The 14,566-nt window shown below is 32.5% G+C and carries 13 protein-coding genes; 8 read left to right on the forward strand and 5 right to left on the reverse strand.

Features of this window, described 5'->3' with window-relative positions:
• Nucleotides 1–135: 135 nt before the first annotated feature.
• From J8M14_RS21280 to J8M14_RS21310, 7 genes are all read left to right on the forward strand, one after another.
• On the forward strand, nt 136–2,499 hold the full coding sequence (locus J8M14_RS21280; RefSeq protein WP_211076850.1) for a DUF2339 domain-containing protein: 2,364 nt from the start codon (nt 136–138) through the stop codon (nt 2,497–2,499).
• Entirely contained in the window at nt 2,486–3,721 is a 1,236-nt protein-coding gene (locus J8M14_RS21285) for a DUF3999 family protein (protein WP_211076851.1), read from the forward strand. Before J8M14_RS21280 ends, J8M14_RS21285 begins: the two co-directional genes overlap by 14 nt.
• Before the next feature lie 453 nt (nt 3,722–4,174).
• Nucleotides 4,175–4,939, forward strand: a complete 765-nt coding sequence (locus J8M14_RS21290) for a YARHG domain-containing protein (protein ID WP_211076852.1) — start codon at nt 4,175–4,177, stop codon at nt 4,937–4,939.
• 23 nt (nt 4,940–4,962) lie between these two features.
• Nucleotides 4,963–5,706 (forward strand): hypothetical protein, encoded by a 744-nt coding sequence (locus J8M14_RS21295; RefSeq protein WP_247672734.1) that lies wholly within the window; start codon nt 4,963–4,965, stop codon nt 5,704–5,706.
• A 152-nt stretch (nt 5,707–5,858) separates the two neighbouring features.
• The gene (locus tag J8M14_RS21300; protein ID WP_211076853.1) at nt 5,859–6,206 is read left to right on the forward strand and encodes a YciI family protein; all 348 of its coding nucleotides are present in this window, start codon (nt 5,859–5,861) and stop codon (nt 6,204–6,206) included.
• A 29-nt stretch (nt 6,207–6,235) separates the two neighbouring features.
• A complete protein-coding gene (locus J8M14_RS21305) occupies nt 6,236–6,580 on the forward strand; it encodes a YciI family protein (protein ID WP_211076854.1) in 345 nt (114 codons plus the stop codon).
• Nucleotides 6,558–7,865 carry a sigma-70 family RNA polymerase sigma factor gene (locus tag J8M14_RS21310; RefSeq protein WP_211076855.1) on the forward strand — a complete coding sequence of 436 codons (1,308 nt, stop codon included), beginning with the start codon at nt 6,558–6,560 and terminating at the stop codon, nt 7,863–7,865. The genes J8M14_RS21305 and J8M14_RS21310 overlap by 23 nt, the downstream gene beginning before the upstream one ends.
• A gap of 40 nt (nt 7,866–7,905) precedes the next feature.
• Here J8M14_RS21310 and J8M14_RS21315 read toward each other — a convergent pair whose 3' ends face one another.
• The 4 genes from J8M14_RS21315 to J8M14_RS21330 form a co-directional block, all read right to left on the reverse strand.
• Nucleotides 7,906–8,982 carry an acyloxyacyl hydrolase gene (locus J8M14_RS21315; RefSeq protein ID WP_211076856.1) on the reverse strand — a complete coding sequence of 359 codons (1,077 nt, stop codon included), beginning with the start codon at nt 8,980–8,982 and terminating at the stop codon, nt 7,906–7,908.
• A gap of 82 nt (nt 8,983–9,064) precedes the next feature.
• Nucleotides 9,065–9,805 carry a slipin family protein gene (locus J8M14_RS21320; protein WP_211076857.1) on the reverse strand — a complete coding sequence of 247 codons (741 nt, stop codon included), beginning with the start codon at nt 9,803–9,805 and terminating at the stop codon, nt 9,065–9,067.
• Between the two features lie 205 nt (nt 9,806–10,010).
• On the reverse strand, nt 10,011–10,865 hold the full coding sequence (locus J8M14_RS21325) for a family 16 glycosylhydrolase (RefSeq protein ID WP_211076858.1): 855 nt from the start codon (nt 10,863–10,865) through the stop codon (nt 10,011–10,013).
• Nucleotides 10,866–11,359: 494 nt separating this feature from the next.
• Nucleotides 11,360–12,121 (reverse strand): phosphatase PAP2 family protein, encoded by a 762-nt coding sequence (locus tag J8M14_RS21330; RefSeq protein ID WP_247672735.1) that lies wholly within the window; start codon nt 12,119–12,121, stop codon nt 11,360–11,362.
• A gap of 347 nt (nt 12,122–12,468) precedes the next feature.
• On the opposite strand from J8M14_RS21330, the gene guaB reads away from it, so the two are divergent.
• A complete protein-coding gene (guaB, locus tag J8M14_RS21335; protein ID WP_211076859.1) occupies nt 12,469–13,944 on the forward strand; it encodes an IMP dehydrogenase in 1,476 nt (491 codons plus the stop codon).
• A gap of 77 nt (nt 13,945–14,021) precedes the next feature.
• Here the strand turns inward: guaB and J8M14_RS21340 are convergent, their stop codons facing one another.
• Nucleotides 14,022–14,537 carry an OmpH family outer membrane protein gene (locus J8M14_RS21340; RefSeq protein WP_211076860.1) on the reverse strand — a complete coding sequence of 172 codons (516 nt, stop codon included), beginning with the start codon at nt 14,535–14,537 and terminating at the stop codon, nt 14,022–14,024.
• Nucleotides 14,538–14,566 lie beyond the last annotated feature (29 nt).

A 14,566-nucleotide genomic window follows, 5' to 3' on the forward strand; every position in this document is an offset into this window, starting at 1 on the left:
AAAAAGTTTAGTTATATTTAACAAATAATAAAATTCGATTAGTTTTATATAACCTCGCATCTTTTTAAGAGTGGTGAGATAATACTAAGACTTTTATAATTTTTATTATCAAAATGCGAAGTATATTAAAAAACTATGGCAGATAACCAAGATCGAATTCGTCAACTTCTTGAAAAGTTAGAAATTCTTCAGAAACAACAACAAGTTTTTTTTGAAGAAATACAAAATCTTAAAAAAGAAATATATTTATTAAAACCTTCAGAAGAATCTAAACCGAAGACAGAAATACCACTTCCGAAAATCACTGAAAAGAATCAAAAAGCATCTATTGATGATTCTCCTTCTCAGATTGAAAAACAAACAGTAGACCGACCAAAGGTAATTAACAGTCCAAAAATTAATAAACCTAAAACTAAATCTAATCTAGAGAAGTTTATTGGAGAAAACCTGATTAATAAAATAGGGATTATAATTACTGTAATTGGAGTAGCCATTGGAGCAAAGTATTCTATTGAGAATGATTTGATAAGCCCACTTACTAGAATTATTCTAGGGTACTTGACTGGGCTTGGACTTTTAGGTGTTGGGATGAAACTAAAGAAAAAGTATGAAAATTATAGCGCTGTATTAGTTAGTGGTGCTATGGCTATTATGTACTTCATTACGTTTCTTGGTTATAGTTTATATGACCTTTTTCCTCAACTTTTTGCCTTTGTATTGATGGTAGTATTTACTGCGTTTACAGTTTTTACGGCTTTACAATATAATAAACAGATTATCGCGCATATCGGTCTAGTTGGGGCTTATGCCGTGCCTTTTCTGCTTAGTGATGGTTCTGGTAATTTTTTGATCTTATTTAGTTATGTAGCAATCATAAATATTGGAATATTGATTATTGCGTTAAAAAAGTATTGGAAATCACTTTATGTCTCGTCATTTATATTTACCTGGCTAATTTACTTTTCCTGGTATGTAATTGATTATACAAAAGATGATCATTTTACATGGGCATTTACTTTTCTGATTATTTTCTTCGTGATAAGCTATCTTATGTTTTTATTGTATAAACTAAAGAAAAAAGAAAATTTTGGGATTGGAGATTTAATCCTTCAGCTAACTAATTCTTTCATATTTTATGGTATTGGATTTTCTTTACTAGATGATCATGAGGTTGGCCAGGAATTATTAGGAGTATTTACATTGGGTAATGCTGTCATACATTTTGTAGTAAGTATAATTATTTACAAGCTGAAGCTTGCGGATCGAAACTTGTTTTACTTTGTTTCAGGAATGGTATTGGTGTTTTTAACAATTGCTTTTCCTGTTCAGTTAGACGGTAATTGGGTAACATTATTATGGGCGGGTGAAGCTGCCTTATTGTTTTGGGTTGGAAGAACAAAAAAAGTTCCATTATATGAAAAACTGTCTTATCCATTAATCTTATTGATATTTTTTAGTATTCTGCATGATTGGTCAAATGTATATTCCGGATATATTCCTGAGAAGCCCGAAACTAAGATTATACCTATACTTAATATTAATTTACTCACATCATTGCTTTGTACATTATCTTTTGGATTTATGTATTATCTGCATAAGAATAAGAAATTTCCATTTCCGTGGGCTAATCTTCAATGGTTGTATAAAATGATTATGATTGGCTTGGGGGCTTTATGTTTGTTTACGTTATATTTTGCCTTTAGAATGGAGATTGCAGCATATTGGAATCAGTTATATGCCAACGCACAGGTACTAACGTACCAAGATAAAGGATCATCAGAGTATAAGAATCTGTTATATGATAAATTGCAAAATTTAAGAGATTTCAAAGCGGTATGGTTGATTAATTATACGTTGCTCTTTTTAACAGTTTTATCTTTTGTCAATATCCGTAAGTTAAAAGATAGCCTTTTGGGGTACATTACATTACCTATAAATGTATTGGCAATTTTATTCTTTTTGACCAGGAGCTTATATGTATTAAGTGAACTTCGAGAAAGTTATCTGGAACAACAACTTTCGGAATTTAACCAAAGTAACTGGTTTTATATCTGGATACGCTATGTTTCATTGTTGTTCATCATTTTATTACTCTTTGCATGTTATCGATATGTAAGACAAAAATTCCTTAAAAGAACTTTTATAGTAGCGTTTGATTTTATCATGCATATTAGTGTTATATGGATTCTTAGTAGTGAGCTCATTCATTGGTTAGATATGGCGAATTCATCTGCTACATATAAACTTGGCTTGAGTATTTTATGGGGGGTATACTCATTGTTTCTTATCGTTTTGGGTATCTGGAAGAAAAAACAATATTTGCGTATTCTGGCTTTTATATGGTTTGGGATTACATTAATTAAGCTTTTCTTCTATGATATATCTCACTTAGAAACGATTCCAAAAACTATTGTCTTTTTGTCATTAGGAATTCTATTATTGATTATTTCATTTTTATACAACAAATACAAAAATGTCATCGCAGATGAAGAGGATTAAAATAAGTTTTAGTAGTTGTCTTTTATTATTATGTTTTGTGTATTCTAATGCTCAAATGAGTGAATATGGTTATAAAAGAGAAGTTTTAGAAATAGAGGAACAATGGCATTCAATAGTACTTCCTGATGAAGTTTTTGGTAAAACGCATCATAATCTTTCTGATGTTAGAATTTTTGGGATAACCAAAGAAAAAGATACGGTAGAGGCTCCATATCTTTTAAAACTGATGAGAGGGAAAATATCTAGTAAAACAGTTCAATTTAAAATTCTGAATACAACCTTTAACCATAAAGGTTCTTATATCACTCTGGGAATTCCATCAGAAACGACCATTAATCGTATAGATTTGGAATTTGATCAAATTAATTTTGATTGGTTAGTTACTCTTCAGGGTAGTTCAGACCAAAAAGAGTGGTTTACTGTGACAGAAGATTATCGAATATTATCTATTGTTAATGATTTAACTAATTATAAATTTACAACACTTAATATTCCTAATGCTCAGTATCGTTATTTTCGATTATTTATAAGAACGAAAGAAAAACCTGTATTAAAGAAAGCTCAAGTAACCCTTCGAGAAGTAAAGGAAGCTGGTTATAAAGATTATCCGGTTATTAAGTTTGATTCTAAAAATCATAAGCAAAACAAGCAAAGCATTATAGATGTTGATTTAGATTTCCCTGTTCCGGTAAGTTATCTTAAAATCAAAGTTGCAGATGATTTTGATTACTATAGACCAATAGCGATTCGATATTTGTCAGATAGTATAAAAACAACCAAAGGTTGGAAATATCAATATCGAACACTTAAATCAGGAACCCTAAGTTCTATAGAGGAAAATGAATTTCGATTAAGTAGTATAATTACTAAGAAACTACAAGTGATAATTGATAATCACGATAATCAACCATTAACTATTGAAGATATATCTGTAAAAGGGTATATGCATAAATTGATGGCTCGCTTTACAACTCCAGCTAAATATTATTTAACCTACAACAATCCTAAAGCAAGTAAGCCTAACTATGATATTAATTATTTGCCGTCTAAATTACCAGATAGTTTGACAATCATAAAAGTAGGAGAGGAACAATTAATTGACAAAAAGAAAGAGTCAGTTAAGGAACCTTTATTTGTTAACAAAATATGGTTATGGGCAGTTATGGTGGTAATTATTGTTTTATTAGGTTGGTTTACTTTAATGATGATTAAAAAGAAATAACAAATTTCTGATATACAAAACCATTGAATTTCCTTCAAATACAGAATATCCATCCTATACTGAGATGTATATGAAATATGTAAAAAGAGATGGAAGTTTGATACAACAGCTCAATTATAGTTTGGCAGAAACAAAAGATTTTATAGTTTCATTATGAAATTAAGCATTAAGTTTCAAATATGCATCTAATAAATGGTCAGTAAAGGAAATCTTGGGCCATATTATAGATGATGAAAGAATTTATGCCTATCGAGTATTAGCCTTTGCCAGAAATGATAAAACAATGTTACCATATTCTTGGGCACGAATTACATCATTTACACGTTATAAAAGAGAAATATTTAGCTTTAATATAAGATATTCTCTGTTTCCGTTATATTTTTTGTGGGTAATTTGGGTTATATTTATCGCTAAAAATCACACGAACCGTCAGTCATCTTAATAATTACTCTAATGAGAATTTTATTTCTTGCTATAACTTTTTTGGTGTCAAATAGTTATGCGCAACAAAACAATTTTAATGCTTTAATACAATTATTTGATACCTCAGGAACAGAAATACCTAAGGACTTATCTGAAATATACTTTGGATTTAAACCAACTGAAGATGTTGATAAATTATTAACCGATCGAATTATAGTACAAACCGATAACTATATTGCATTTTCTACAAAAGTTAGTTGTGACGCAGGAAAACAATGTGAAATATATGATTTAACCACCTTTAATTTAAAGGGAGAGCAGATGGGGAAAACAGTTTTAAGGCGCACTATGATTGGCTGTTCTTTTAATGATACCCGAGAATTGATATATGAATCCGATTCTTTATTTGTTTTTAAAGAAACTAGACAAAAACTTAATTGTTTGGAAGATAAAAAAATAATGGGACAAAAAGTATGGTTAGAATTCCTTCCTGTAGCTGATAATGGAGAATTTAGAAGATTAATTACAGAAATTATATCATTAGATAGAGATCATTATGACGCTTCTATTAGTATCTTAAATGAATCAGATTTATTAGGTAAAACCAAAGAAGAATTAGCTGTTATTAGAAATGAGATTTTTGCATCTCACGGATATATTTTTAAAACTCCTAAATGGCAAAATTTCTTTGCACCAAAACCTTGGTATGACCCTACCGAAACCAATGTAACGAATAAGTTGACAGTGATCGAAAAGAAGAATTTAGAATTAATCAAAAATATGGAGGTGAATTGAAGAATAAATTATACATATCAATCTTGTTAATTATTTTTTTTGCTTTAAAATCTTTTGGGCAAACCAGAACAATTCATGTGTATGTCGCTTTATGTGATAATAAGTTTCAGGGTATTGTGCCTGTCCCAGAGAAAATTGGTAACGGACAGGACCCTGAAAATAATTTATATTGGGGTGCAGGTTATGGGGTGAAAACCTTCTTTAAGAAGAAAGCTAAAGATTGGAAATTTATAAAAAATGTTGCTTCAGATACATCTTACGTTCTAGATAGACTATTATTTAAGCACGTAACTGAAGATATATATATGTTGGCTGAAGCATATGACGGAGAATATATTCAGACATGTACTGAAGATTTTCTTAAAGCATCCAATGGGCAAAATTCGATAACACTAAAACATAATGAAACATCTTTGTTTTTTGGTGGCGGGTCAAATCTAATATCATATGTGGGGCATGATGGATTAATGGATTTCGATGTTGATATTAGTTATAATAGCAACCCTAAAGGCAAGAGAGACATCATGATTTTGGCATGTTACAGCAAGAATTTTTTTATGTCAGAAATTCAGGATGCAAAAGCTAATCCATTACTATGGACTACTCACCTTATGGCTCCAGAAGCATATACATTGGATTCTGCCATTACTGTTTGGATAATGAATGGTACTGGAGACGATATAGAAGAACATGCGGCACGGACCTATCATAAATATCAAAATTGTGGTATCAGAGGAGCACGCAACTTATTTACAACTGGTTTTTAACCACTTATTATCTTTCTTACCTTAGTTCATCCTAGTTTTTAAATAGCTATTTGAAGTTTTTTATGATAATTTTATAAAGGTCTGTCCAAATATCAATATTGGGTTCGTCATCATAATGTAATAGATAAATAAACTTTTAAAAAATTAAGATTATGAAACAATTTATGTTACTTTTTAAAGGAGGAGATGAATTATGGGATTCCAAGTCTCCAGAAGAACAAGAAACTCATATGCAACATTGGATAGAATGGATTGATGAAATTGCAAAAAAAGAACAGTACCTGGGGGGTGAGCGTCTTTATCCAGGAGGTAATACTGTTCTTCCTGGTGGAACCAAAGTGACGGATAGGCCACTTACCGAGGCTAAAGAGTTAGTTGGTGGATATATTATAGTTAAGGCAAACACATTAGATGAAGCTACTCAAATGGCAAAAGGATGTCCTGGACTACAATGGGAATCTTCAGTTGAAGTTAGAGAAGTATGGCCAGATGAGGTTTAATGATTACCATAATTTAAAACTATAAAAAGATGAAAGAATTCTTATATATTATACGTGGAGGTCAAGAAGTATATGAAAAAAACTCTCCTGAACAAATGCAAAAACACATGGAGCACTGGCAACAATGGATGGGAGGACTTGCAGAACAAGGTAAACTTGTTGGTGGACAACCGTTAATGAACGAAGCTAAAACTCTTATTGATGGAGGTGCAAAAGTAATCGATAGGCCGCTTGCTGAAGGTAAAGAACTTATAGGAGGGTATTTGTTAATTAAAGCAAACTCAATAGATGAAGCTGCAAAGATTGCAAAGGATTGCCCAAGCCTTGAGTACAATTGTAGTATAGAGGTACGTGAAATTAGTCCAATGGAATAATTCTTTTTTGGAAAATAAAGACCATATAGACCAAACATTAAACCATCTTTTTAGACAGGAGTCTGGGAAGATGGTTGCGGTTTTGGTTAAAATTTTCGGTACAGAAAATATTGAACTGGCAGAAGATGTGGTTCAGGATGCTTTGGTAAGCGCTTTAGAAACCTGGAAATATAGGGGAATGCCGGATAACCCCAAAGCATGGTTATATCGCACAGCAAAAAACAAGGCGATAGATATCATAAGAAGAAAAAAACATAGTCACCTTATCGATTTCTCAGATCCTAAGAAACAATTATTGACTTCAGAATATACTTTGACAACAACAATGAATAACTTTTGGGAAGAGAATCATATTCAAGATGATTTTTTAGGAATGATGTATGCCTGTTGTCACCCTGATATCTCACAGGAAAATCAAATTACTTTTATTCTAAAGTCGTTATGTGGATTTAGTACTAAAGAAGTGGCTAAATCCTTTCTAACCTCAGAAGATACTATCTCTAAGCGATTGTATCGCACCAAAGAATACTTTAGAGAACATAAGATTCGTCCTGAAATACCACCCAAAGCAGCAATTAATTCCAGAACTAGTACAGTACTGAGTGCTATTTACCTTATGTTTAATGAAGGTTATAATGCTACTCACACAGATCAATTGATACGCAAAGATCTGATTGCGCAAGCAATTTTATTATGTAGGTCGTTATTACAGAATTTACAAACCCAACTTCCAGAAGCTTATGCATTGATGGCATTAATGCATTTTCACGCAGCAAGAATAGAGAGTCGAGTTACTGCAGAAGGAACTTTAATTTTACTACCAGATCAGGATAGAAATATATGGGATAAGAAACTTATAGCAGCAGGAAATAACTACCTTAATAGAGCGGCATTTGGTGATGCCCTAACTACCTATCATATTGAAGCGGCCATTGCCTACCAACATTGTATAGCCACAAGATATAATAAAACAGATTGGAAAAAGATATTGAGCTATTATGATTTATTATTAAAGATTACCACGGATCCCATAGTGTTTCTAAACCGTTGTTTAGTGATTTTAGAACTGGAAGGTGCAGAAAAAGCTTTAGATACCGTTTATGAAATTAATGATCAAAAAACTATGGAAAAGTACTATTTATACCATGCAGTTTTAGGAGAAATATATCATAGACTAAGACAAACTGCACAAGCAATAAAATATTATAATAAGGCTTTACAACTCACCCAATCCAAAATAGAACAACAGTTTCTGCGTAATAAGATCGCTGGTATTTTAAATTAAGTTAGGGTGTTATTTTAGAGCTATAAAACCTTTCAAAAAATTAATTAATTATATATATTAATCTACCATCCATGTGATCTGCAACTTTACCATAAGCGATTAAGGAAGCTCCAATGGTCCATCGCTTAGTTTTTCCAATACTATACCAAAAAGAATATCGCTGATATAAAGAATTACCTTGTATGTTTTTAGGTCGAGTTATATAGAAACCAAATTGTTGCAAGAAATAAAAATCTCCAAAGGAAAAGTGATGCCCTAAGTTAAGAGCAGAAGAAAAAGCAGAGTCATCGATTACTCTTTGTTGTGCAATTTTTCGATCTGACCAATCATACCAAAACTCGATACCTGCATTAATACCATTAATCCCAGAAAGCGGTTTTAATGCTCCACCCGTTATACCAATTAAAGGATGATTAGTAGCTTCTGATTCTCGATCAGAAGATCGTAAACTAAAAAAAGTACCAGCATAATATTTTAGCGATTTACTATATGTTTTGAGTGACTGGGGCTTAGGTTTTAGAGACTTGTAATCTATAATTTTATCAATTCCAATAGAAAAGGTAGGAAAGTTCATTCCTTTATTAGGTTGTTTTTGACCTCCATTAGAAATATGATTATAATTGGCTGATAGATTTAATGCATATTGGTCACTTAGGTGATAATTAAGATTTAGGGATAAAGCTAAAAAAAAACTGAGCTGTGTACTGAATAAGAGGTTTTCGGGATTAGATTGTTCATCAAATATAGTATCCAGGTATGTTGCACCTACAGATCCTCGAAGAGAAAACTTTAATGGTCCCTGATAGGTAAAGTAAGGCTCCACAAAGTAGATTAAGTTATAAGAACTACCTAAAACAGAAGGGTTGGCATAATTAAAATAAGCAAAAGAGAATCCACTTCTTCCATAACAATGACAGGTCTTCCAGGCTTTGTCACTTTTTCTTAACCAACTTAGTTCTAATTGTGCACCATATGGATTAGTTTGGGATATCGGTTTTAGTTCTTCAGAATGTGCAATAATGAAACCGTAGTGGGATTTTAAACCGTAGAATGTAGCGTTGGTTTGTCCAAAAATTGGGTAGCAGGCAATCCATATGACAAACAAACATTTTTTCATAGTACATTGGTTAATACTAAATGTACTTAAAAATGAGAATTAATGATTGATTTTATTATTAATTTAGGATTATAAAAATGGTTTAGTTTTCCTCAGCCTTTCTGGGTAATACTTCTTCCGGAAAAGGAAATAAGATGGTTGAGTTTTTTTCTGCAGCAATATTGGATAACGTCTGGTATAATCTTAATTTTATTGCAGAAGGTGATTGATCAATCATTTTTCCTGCTTCTAATAATTTTCCAGCTGCTTGTTCTTCTGCTTCAGCTAATATAATTCGCGCTCTTCGAGATCGTTCAGCTTCTGCTTGGTTAGCCATCATTCTTTTCATATTTTCTGGTAATTGAATATCTTTGATTTTAACATCTATAATCTCAATTCCCCATTCTTTAGTTTCTATTTCCACAATAGCCTTTATGTTTTTACCCATTTCTTCTCGTTTAGATAAAATGATATCCAGTTCAACTTTACCACAAACATCCCGAAGCGCCGCCTGGGATAATTGGGAAATAGCAAACTTAAATTCCTCAACCTCCAAAACAGCTTTTTCGGGGTTGTTAATTCTAAAAAAGACCACTCCATCAATACTACAGGGTACATTGTCTTCAGTCATTACTTCTTGCGAAAGAATATTGATTGTAATTACTCTTATATCTACGACCTGAATGCTTTCTACTATAGGGATAATCCATCTAAAACCAGGTTCTAATGTTTTTATATACTTTCCGAACCTGAATTTTAATGCTCTTTTGTACTCAAAAACAACTCGGATACCGGCTAAAAGAAATATTATAAATAAAGTGCTAAAAATTGCGATTGGATTCATGACTTTTGTATTCTGATTATATTTATATAAAAACGTTTAAAAAAGAGAACGGGAAATAATCTCAATTATAAGTTTTTTTAAAAGTAACGTAAAAAGGAAGAAGGGGAGACTCCCTGATTTGTTATAGAAGTTCCTACTAAAGTTACGAAAATTGGTCCGGAGTGCAAAACAAGAATACCATTATAGGTATGAATTTATATAAATATTAATATGCTCTTTTTCTATCAACAGTTATCCAGTCAATAAACATATAAGTGTTACCAGCAGGACCATAGTTGCCAGAAGCACCTTCCATCTGTAGGTTTAAAATAATGTTTAGGTTTTTATATGTAAAATAATTACCTCTATGTTGTCCTTTCCAAATACCATCTATGTAATAGTGGAGGTCTACGTGATTGCCTTCTTTGGTAATCCATACTTTATAAGTGTGCCAGTATCCAGGCTTGTAAACTGTGGTTTTTGTTTCTTCCCAACCTAGATCCCAAGTGTTTTGCCAACATACTTTAGAGCCTTTATACTCCATAATATCACTCTCTGCATTCCAAGGGCCATCGTGAGTGATCCAGAATGCGGGCCAGGTGCCCCGAGATGAGGGAGCAGCAATTCTAGCTTCTAGAGACCATTCAGGGAATTGATCACTGATATTTACTTTTTTCTTTGCGTAAATGGCACCAGAATGGTAACGAATTGGTAACCAAGGGTCGTGAGAACTGTTTCCTTCGTTCCAGTTAATACGAGATGCCTTTATAGTAAGATATCCACGGCCGTTTTTATATATATGATTGTGATCTGAGGAACTGCCATACATTCTTGCAGATCCATTATGGTCACTACCCCAAGGGTATAGATAATTCCAGTTATTTTCAAAACTGACATATGATGCTCCATTAAATTGATCCGTAAATACATTTTCCCAAAATCCTTGGTGGATAGTAGATTTAAGAGTTTGTGTATTTGAGTTTTCAATGTTTGTGAAATCAGTATCTAATTCTTCATTGGTACAACCTGATAAGAATAGTATGGCTAGTATTAATAAATAATTATTGAGAAAAGTTTTCATGACTTAAGTTAGGTTAGAAGAGTTACGTGATTTTACAAAAGTATTGTAGTCACTTTTTTTAAAGAAATAAAATAGCTCTTCAGATAAGTTTTGGAGCTTAACAGTATTGTATCGAAGATGGATGTACTTTTATACTGAACAATAACTGCCTGTTAGATATTAAATAGTGATATCCTAACAAAAAAACCTGAAAAAACTAAAAATATCCTTGGTTTTAAGAGCACTTCCACTTTACCGTTGTAAATCACAAATCTTCCCTATAGTGATGCTTTATACTCCCCATTACGGTTGGCCCATGCTCTCGATGAGAGTGTTGACATTATTTTGTTTTTCAGGTTTTTGTAAAAGAGAACTATTTAATTGGCTAACTCAAATTGTTACAACTTCCTTATTTCAAAAGTACACAATATTAGGGTTTTTAAAGAGGGGTAAATAACTGATTTTTAAAGGGGTATGTTGTCTAGGGGTTTTGAGTAATTTTTAAAGAACTATTATTAAAATGTTTGAGATAAGTAAAAACCAAAATGATCTTCTCCAAATTGCGGAGCGAATGCTAGACCTTCAGTTTTCTTAAAAGGATTCCATGAAATATATTCTTCCAAAGCATATACAAGTTTTGTAGAAAGGATACCAATTCCAGCTCCAACCAGTACATCAGAAAGATAATGCTTGTTATTTAACATTCTTAGTCCTCCAGTTGTTGCAGCAAAAATATATCCACTGTATGCCAAAAGAGGGCTAGTATCAATAAATTCTTCATATAAAACTGATGCGGTTGCAAAGGCAGTCGTAGTATGACCGGATGGAAAAGAATTTTTCTCATTTGGATTTCCTGGTCTTCCTTTACCAACTTCTTTTTTTAGCACAGTAGAAGCGGTATTTGCAATAATAGCAGATAGCGCCAAGTTTTTAGTTTGATCGAACCAATGATTTCTTGATTGAACTCCAAAAAGATCTGCACTGTACATTTGAACTATAGGGGCGTACCTGGTGTAGTCATCCATCTTAAAGTAAAAATCATCTCCCATAGAATTTCTAAGATCCTTTTGTAAAGATTTTTCAAAATCGGTCTTCGATAGAAGTATTCCACCAGCTATCATAGCGAGTGGTACAATTCTTTCTGTTAGGGTATTAGTACGTATCTCTTTTTTTCCTAGTTTAGGGAAATTAACTTCTTTAATTAAATCTTTGTTGTATTGTGCATTGGTATTGTTAAAACACATGCATATCATCAATAGGCATAGAATCACTCTCATAGTATTTTGGGGCTTTTACTATTTTTAAGTAGGTTATTAATCATTTTTAAGGTATTGAAAGATAACGTATTAATATTAAAATATTGTTAAATAAGTTAAATTTTTTAACAAATAATTTAGAAACCCTATTGAAACATAGGGTTGAGAGAAATGTTAAAATTTGTTTTTTGAATACTATAGGTTATTTAGCAAGAAGTAAATATTAGAAGTGTCTTTTTAATCTCAAGTATTGTTTTAATTTTTTACTGAAAGCTGATTGGTGTGATTATCATTAAATAAAACCAAAATCATTTAACTATTACTTTAAAAAAGATGTATATTTGCACGCAATTAAATTTTTAATTGCTATGACAGCACACGAATCCAAAATCCTTGGAGAAGGTCTAACTTATGACGACGTCTTATTAGTCCCAGCATTTTCTGAAGTATTACCGCGCGAAGTAAGTATTCAAACAAAATTTACAAGAAACATAACACTTAATGTTCCTATAGTTTCTGCAGCTATGGATACAGTTACTGAAAGTAGAATGGCTATTGCTATGGCTCAGGAGGGAGGTATTGGAGTTTTGCATAAAAATATGACCATTGAGCAACAAGCTATGAAGGTTCGTAAAGTGAAACGTGCAGAAAGCGGTATGATTATAGATCCCGTTACTTTGCCTAGAGATGCTAAAGTGATTGATGCCAAAAATAATATGCGTGAGCATAGTATTGGAGGAATCCCGATTGTAGATAAGGAGCATAAATTAATTGGTATTGTTACCAACAGAGATTTACGTTTTGAGAAAAATGATGATCGCCCAATCTCTGAGGTAATGACAAGTAAGAACTTGGTAACCGTTGCTGAAGGGACTTCTTTGCAGGAGGCTGAGGTTATTTTACAAGATAATAAGATAGAAAAATTACCAGTTGTAGATAATAGTAACACCTTAGTGGGCTTAATTACTTTTAGAGATATTACCAAGTTAACTCTAAAACCAATGGCTAACAAAGATGAATTAGGACGTCTTCGCGTTGCGGCTGCTATTGGTGTTACGGGTGATGCTGTAGATCGTGCAGAAGCGTTGGTAAAGGCTGGTGTTGATGCAGTAGTGATTGATACAGCTCATGGGCATACTAAAGGAGTGGTTACTGTTTTAAAAAGTGTAAAAACAAAATTTCCTGATTTAGAAGTGGTTGTAGGTAATATAGCTACTGCTGAAGCGGCAAAATACTTAGTAGAAGCCGGAGCAGATGCCGTAAAAGTAGGAATAGGTCCTGGTTCTATATGTACTACAAGAGTGGTTGCGGGAGTAGGATTTCCTCAATTTTCTGCAGTATTAGAAGTAGCTTCAGCAATCAAAGGTTCTGGTGTACCAGTCATTGCTGATGGAGGAATCAGATATACAGGTGATATCCCAAAAGCGATAGCAGCTGGGGCAGATACTGTAATGTTAGGTTCTCTACTGGCTGGAACCAAAGAATCTCCAGGGGAAACAATTATTTATGAAGGACGAAAATTTAAGTCTTATAGAGGGATGGGATCTGTAGAAGCAATGAAGAAAGGATCAAAAGATCGTTATTTTCAGGATGTAGAAGATGATATTAAAAAACTAGTCCCAGAAGGAATTGTGGGTAGAGTAGCTTATAAAGGTGATTTGATAGAGAGTATTCATCAATTTGTAGGTGGATTACGAGCTGGAATGGGATACTGTGGAGCAAAAGATATTCAGGCGCTTCAAGATAACGGACGTTTTGTAAAAATTACAGCTAGCGGTATCCATGAAAGTCATCCGCACGATGTTACTATTACTAAAGAAGCTCCTAATTATAGTAGGAGATAGATATTCTGAAAAGAGCAATAAAAAACGCATCATTATTATTTAATGATGCGTTTTTGTTTTTTATAAACTACTAATTATTATTTTCCTTCTTCAAGTTTGATGCCTAATTTAGATATTACTGTTTTGGTAAGATCATATTTAGGATCTATAAAGGCTAAACCACTAGTGGTTATAGTAAATACCTGAGAGTACCCTTCTGCTTTAGCAACTTCTTCAAGGGTTTTACCAATTTTTTGATATAACGGTTGTAAAAGTCTGTTTTGTTCAATTTGTACTAATTGAGATCCGTTTTGTCTGAACTTAGCAATATCATTTTCTAGATTAATGATCTCTTCTTGCTTGGTTTTTTTCATAGGTTCAGTCATAGTTGCAACCTTTTCCTGATAATCCTTTACTTTAGCCTGATAATCATCAACCTTAATCTTTAATTCGTCCTCTAATTTTTTGTTGTAAGCTTTTAGGTCTTCCTCAACTTTAGTTAGTTCTGGCATTTTAGAAAGAATAAATTCGCTATCTATCGTACCGGTCTTGGTTTGAGCAGTTAATGAAAAACTTGAGATCAATACCAGAAGTGCTACTATAATTTTCTTCATCTTAATTTCTTGTTTACTGATTTTTAAAT

The organism is Aquimarina sp. MMG016 (genome assembly GCF_018100805.1).
Taxonomy (GTDB): domain Bacteria; phylum Bacteroidota; class Bacteroidia; order Flavobacteriales; family Flavobacteriaceae; genus Aquimarina.

Excerpts from the sequence above, each read along its gene's own strand:
- J8M14_RS21280 (WP_211076850.1), top strand. The coding sequence starts at position 136 with ATGGCAGATAACCAAGATCGAATTCGTCAACTTCTTGAAAAGTTAGAA.
- J8M14_RS21285 (WP_211076851.1), top strand. The coding sequence starts at position 2,486 with ATGAAGAGGATTAAAATAAGTTTTAGTAGTTGTCTTTTATTATTATGT.
- J8M14_RS21290 (WP_211076852.1), top strand. The coding sequence starts at position 4,175 with ATGAGAATTTTATTTCTTGCTATAACTTTTTTGGTGTCAAATAGTTAT.
- J8M14_RS21300 (WP_211076853.1), top strand. The coding sequence starts at position 5,859 with ATGAAACAATTTATGTTACTTTTTAAAGGAGGAGATGAATTATGGGAT.
- J8M14_RS21305 (WP_211076854.1), top strand. The coding sequence starts at position 6,236 with ATGAAAGAATTCTTATATATTATACGTGGAGGTCAAGAAGTATATGAA.
- J8M14_RS21315 (WP_211076856.1), bottom strand. The coding sequence starts at position 8,982 with ATGAAAAAATGTTTGTTTGTCATATGGATTGCCTGCTACCCAATTTTT.
- J8M14_RS21320 (WP_211076857.1), bottom strand. The coding sequence starts at position 9,805 with ATGAATCCAATCGCAATTTTTAGCACTTTATTTATAATATTTCTTTTA.
- J8M14_RS21325 (WP_211076858.1), bottom strand. The coding sequence starts at position 10,865 with ATGAAAACTTTTCTCAATAATTATTTATTAATACTAGCCATACTATTC.
- J8M14_RS21330 (WP_247672735.1), bottom strand. The coding sequence starts at position 12,121 with ATGAGAGTGATTCTATGCCTATTGATGATATGCATGTGTTTTAACAAT.
- guaB (WP_211076859.1), top strand. The coding sequence starts at position 12,469 with ATGACAGCACACGAATCCAAAATCCTTGGAGAAGGTCTAACTTATGAC.
- J8M14_RS21340 (WP_211076860.1), bottom strand. The coding sequence starts at position 14,537 with ATGAAGAAAATTATAGTAGCACTTCTGGTATTGATCTCAAGTTTTTCA.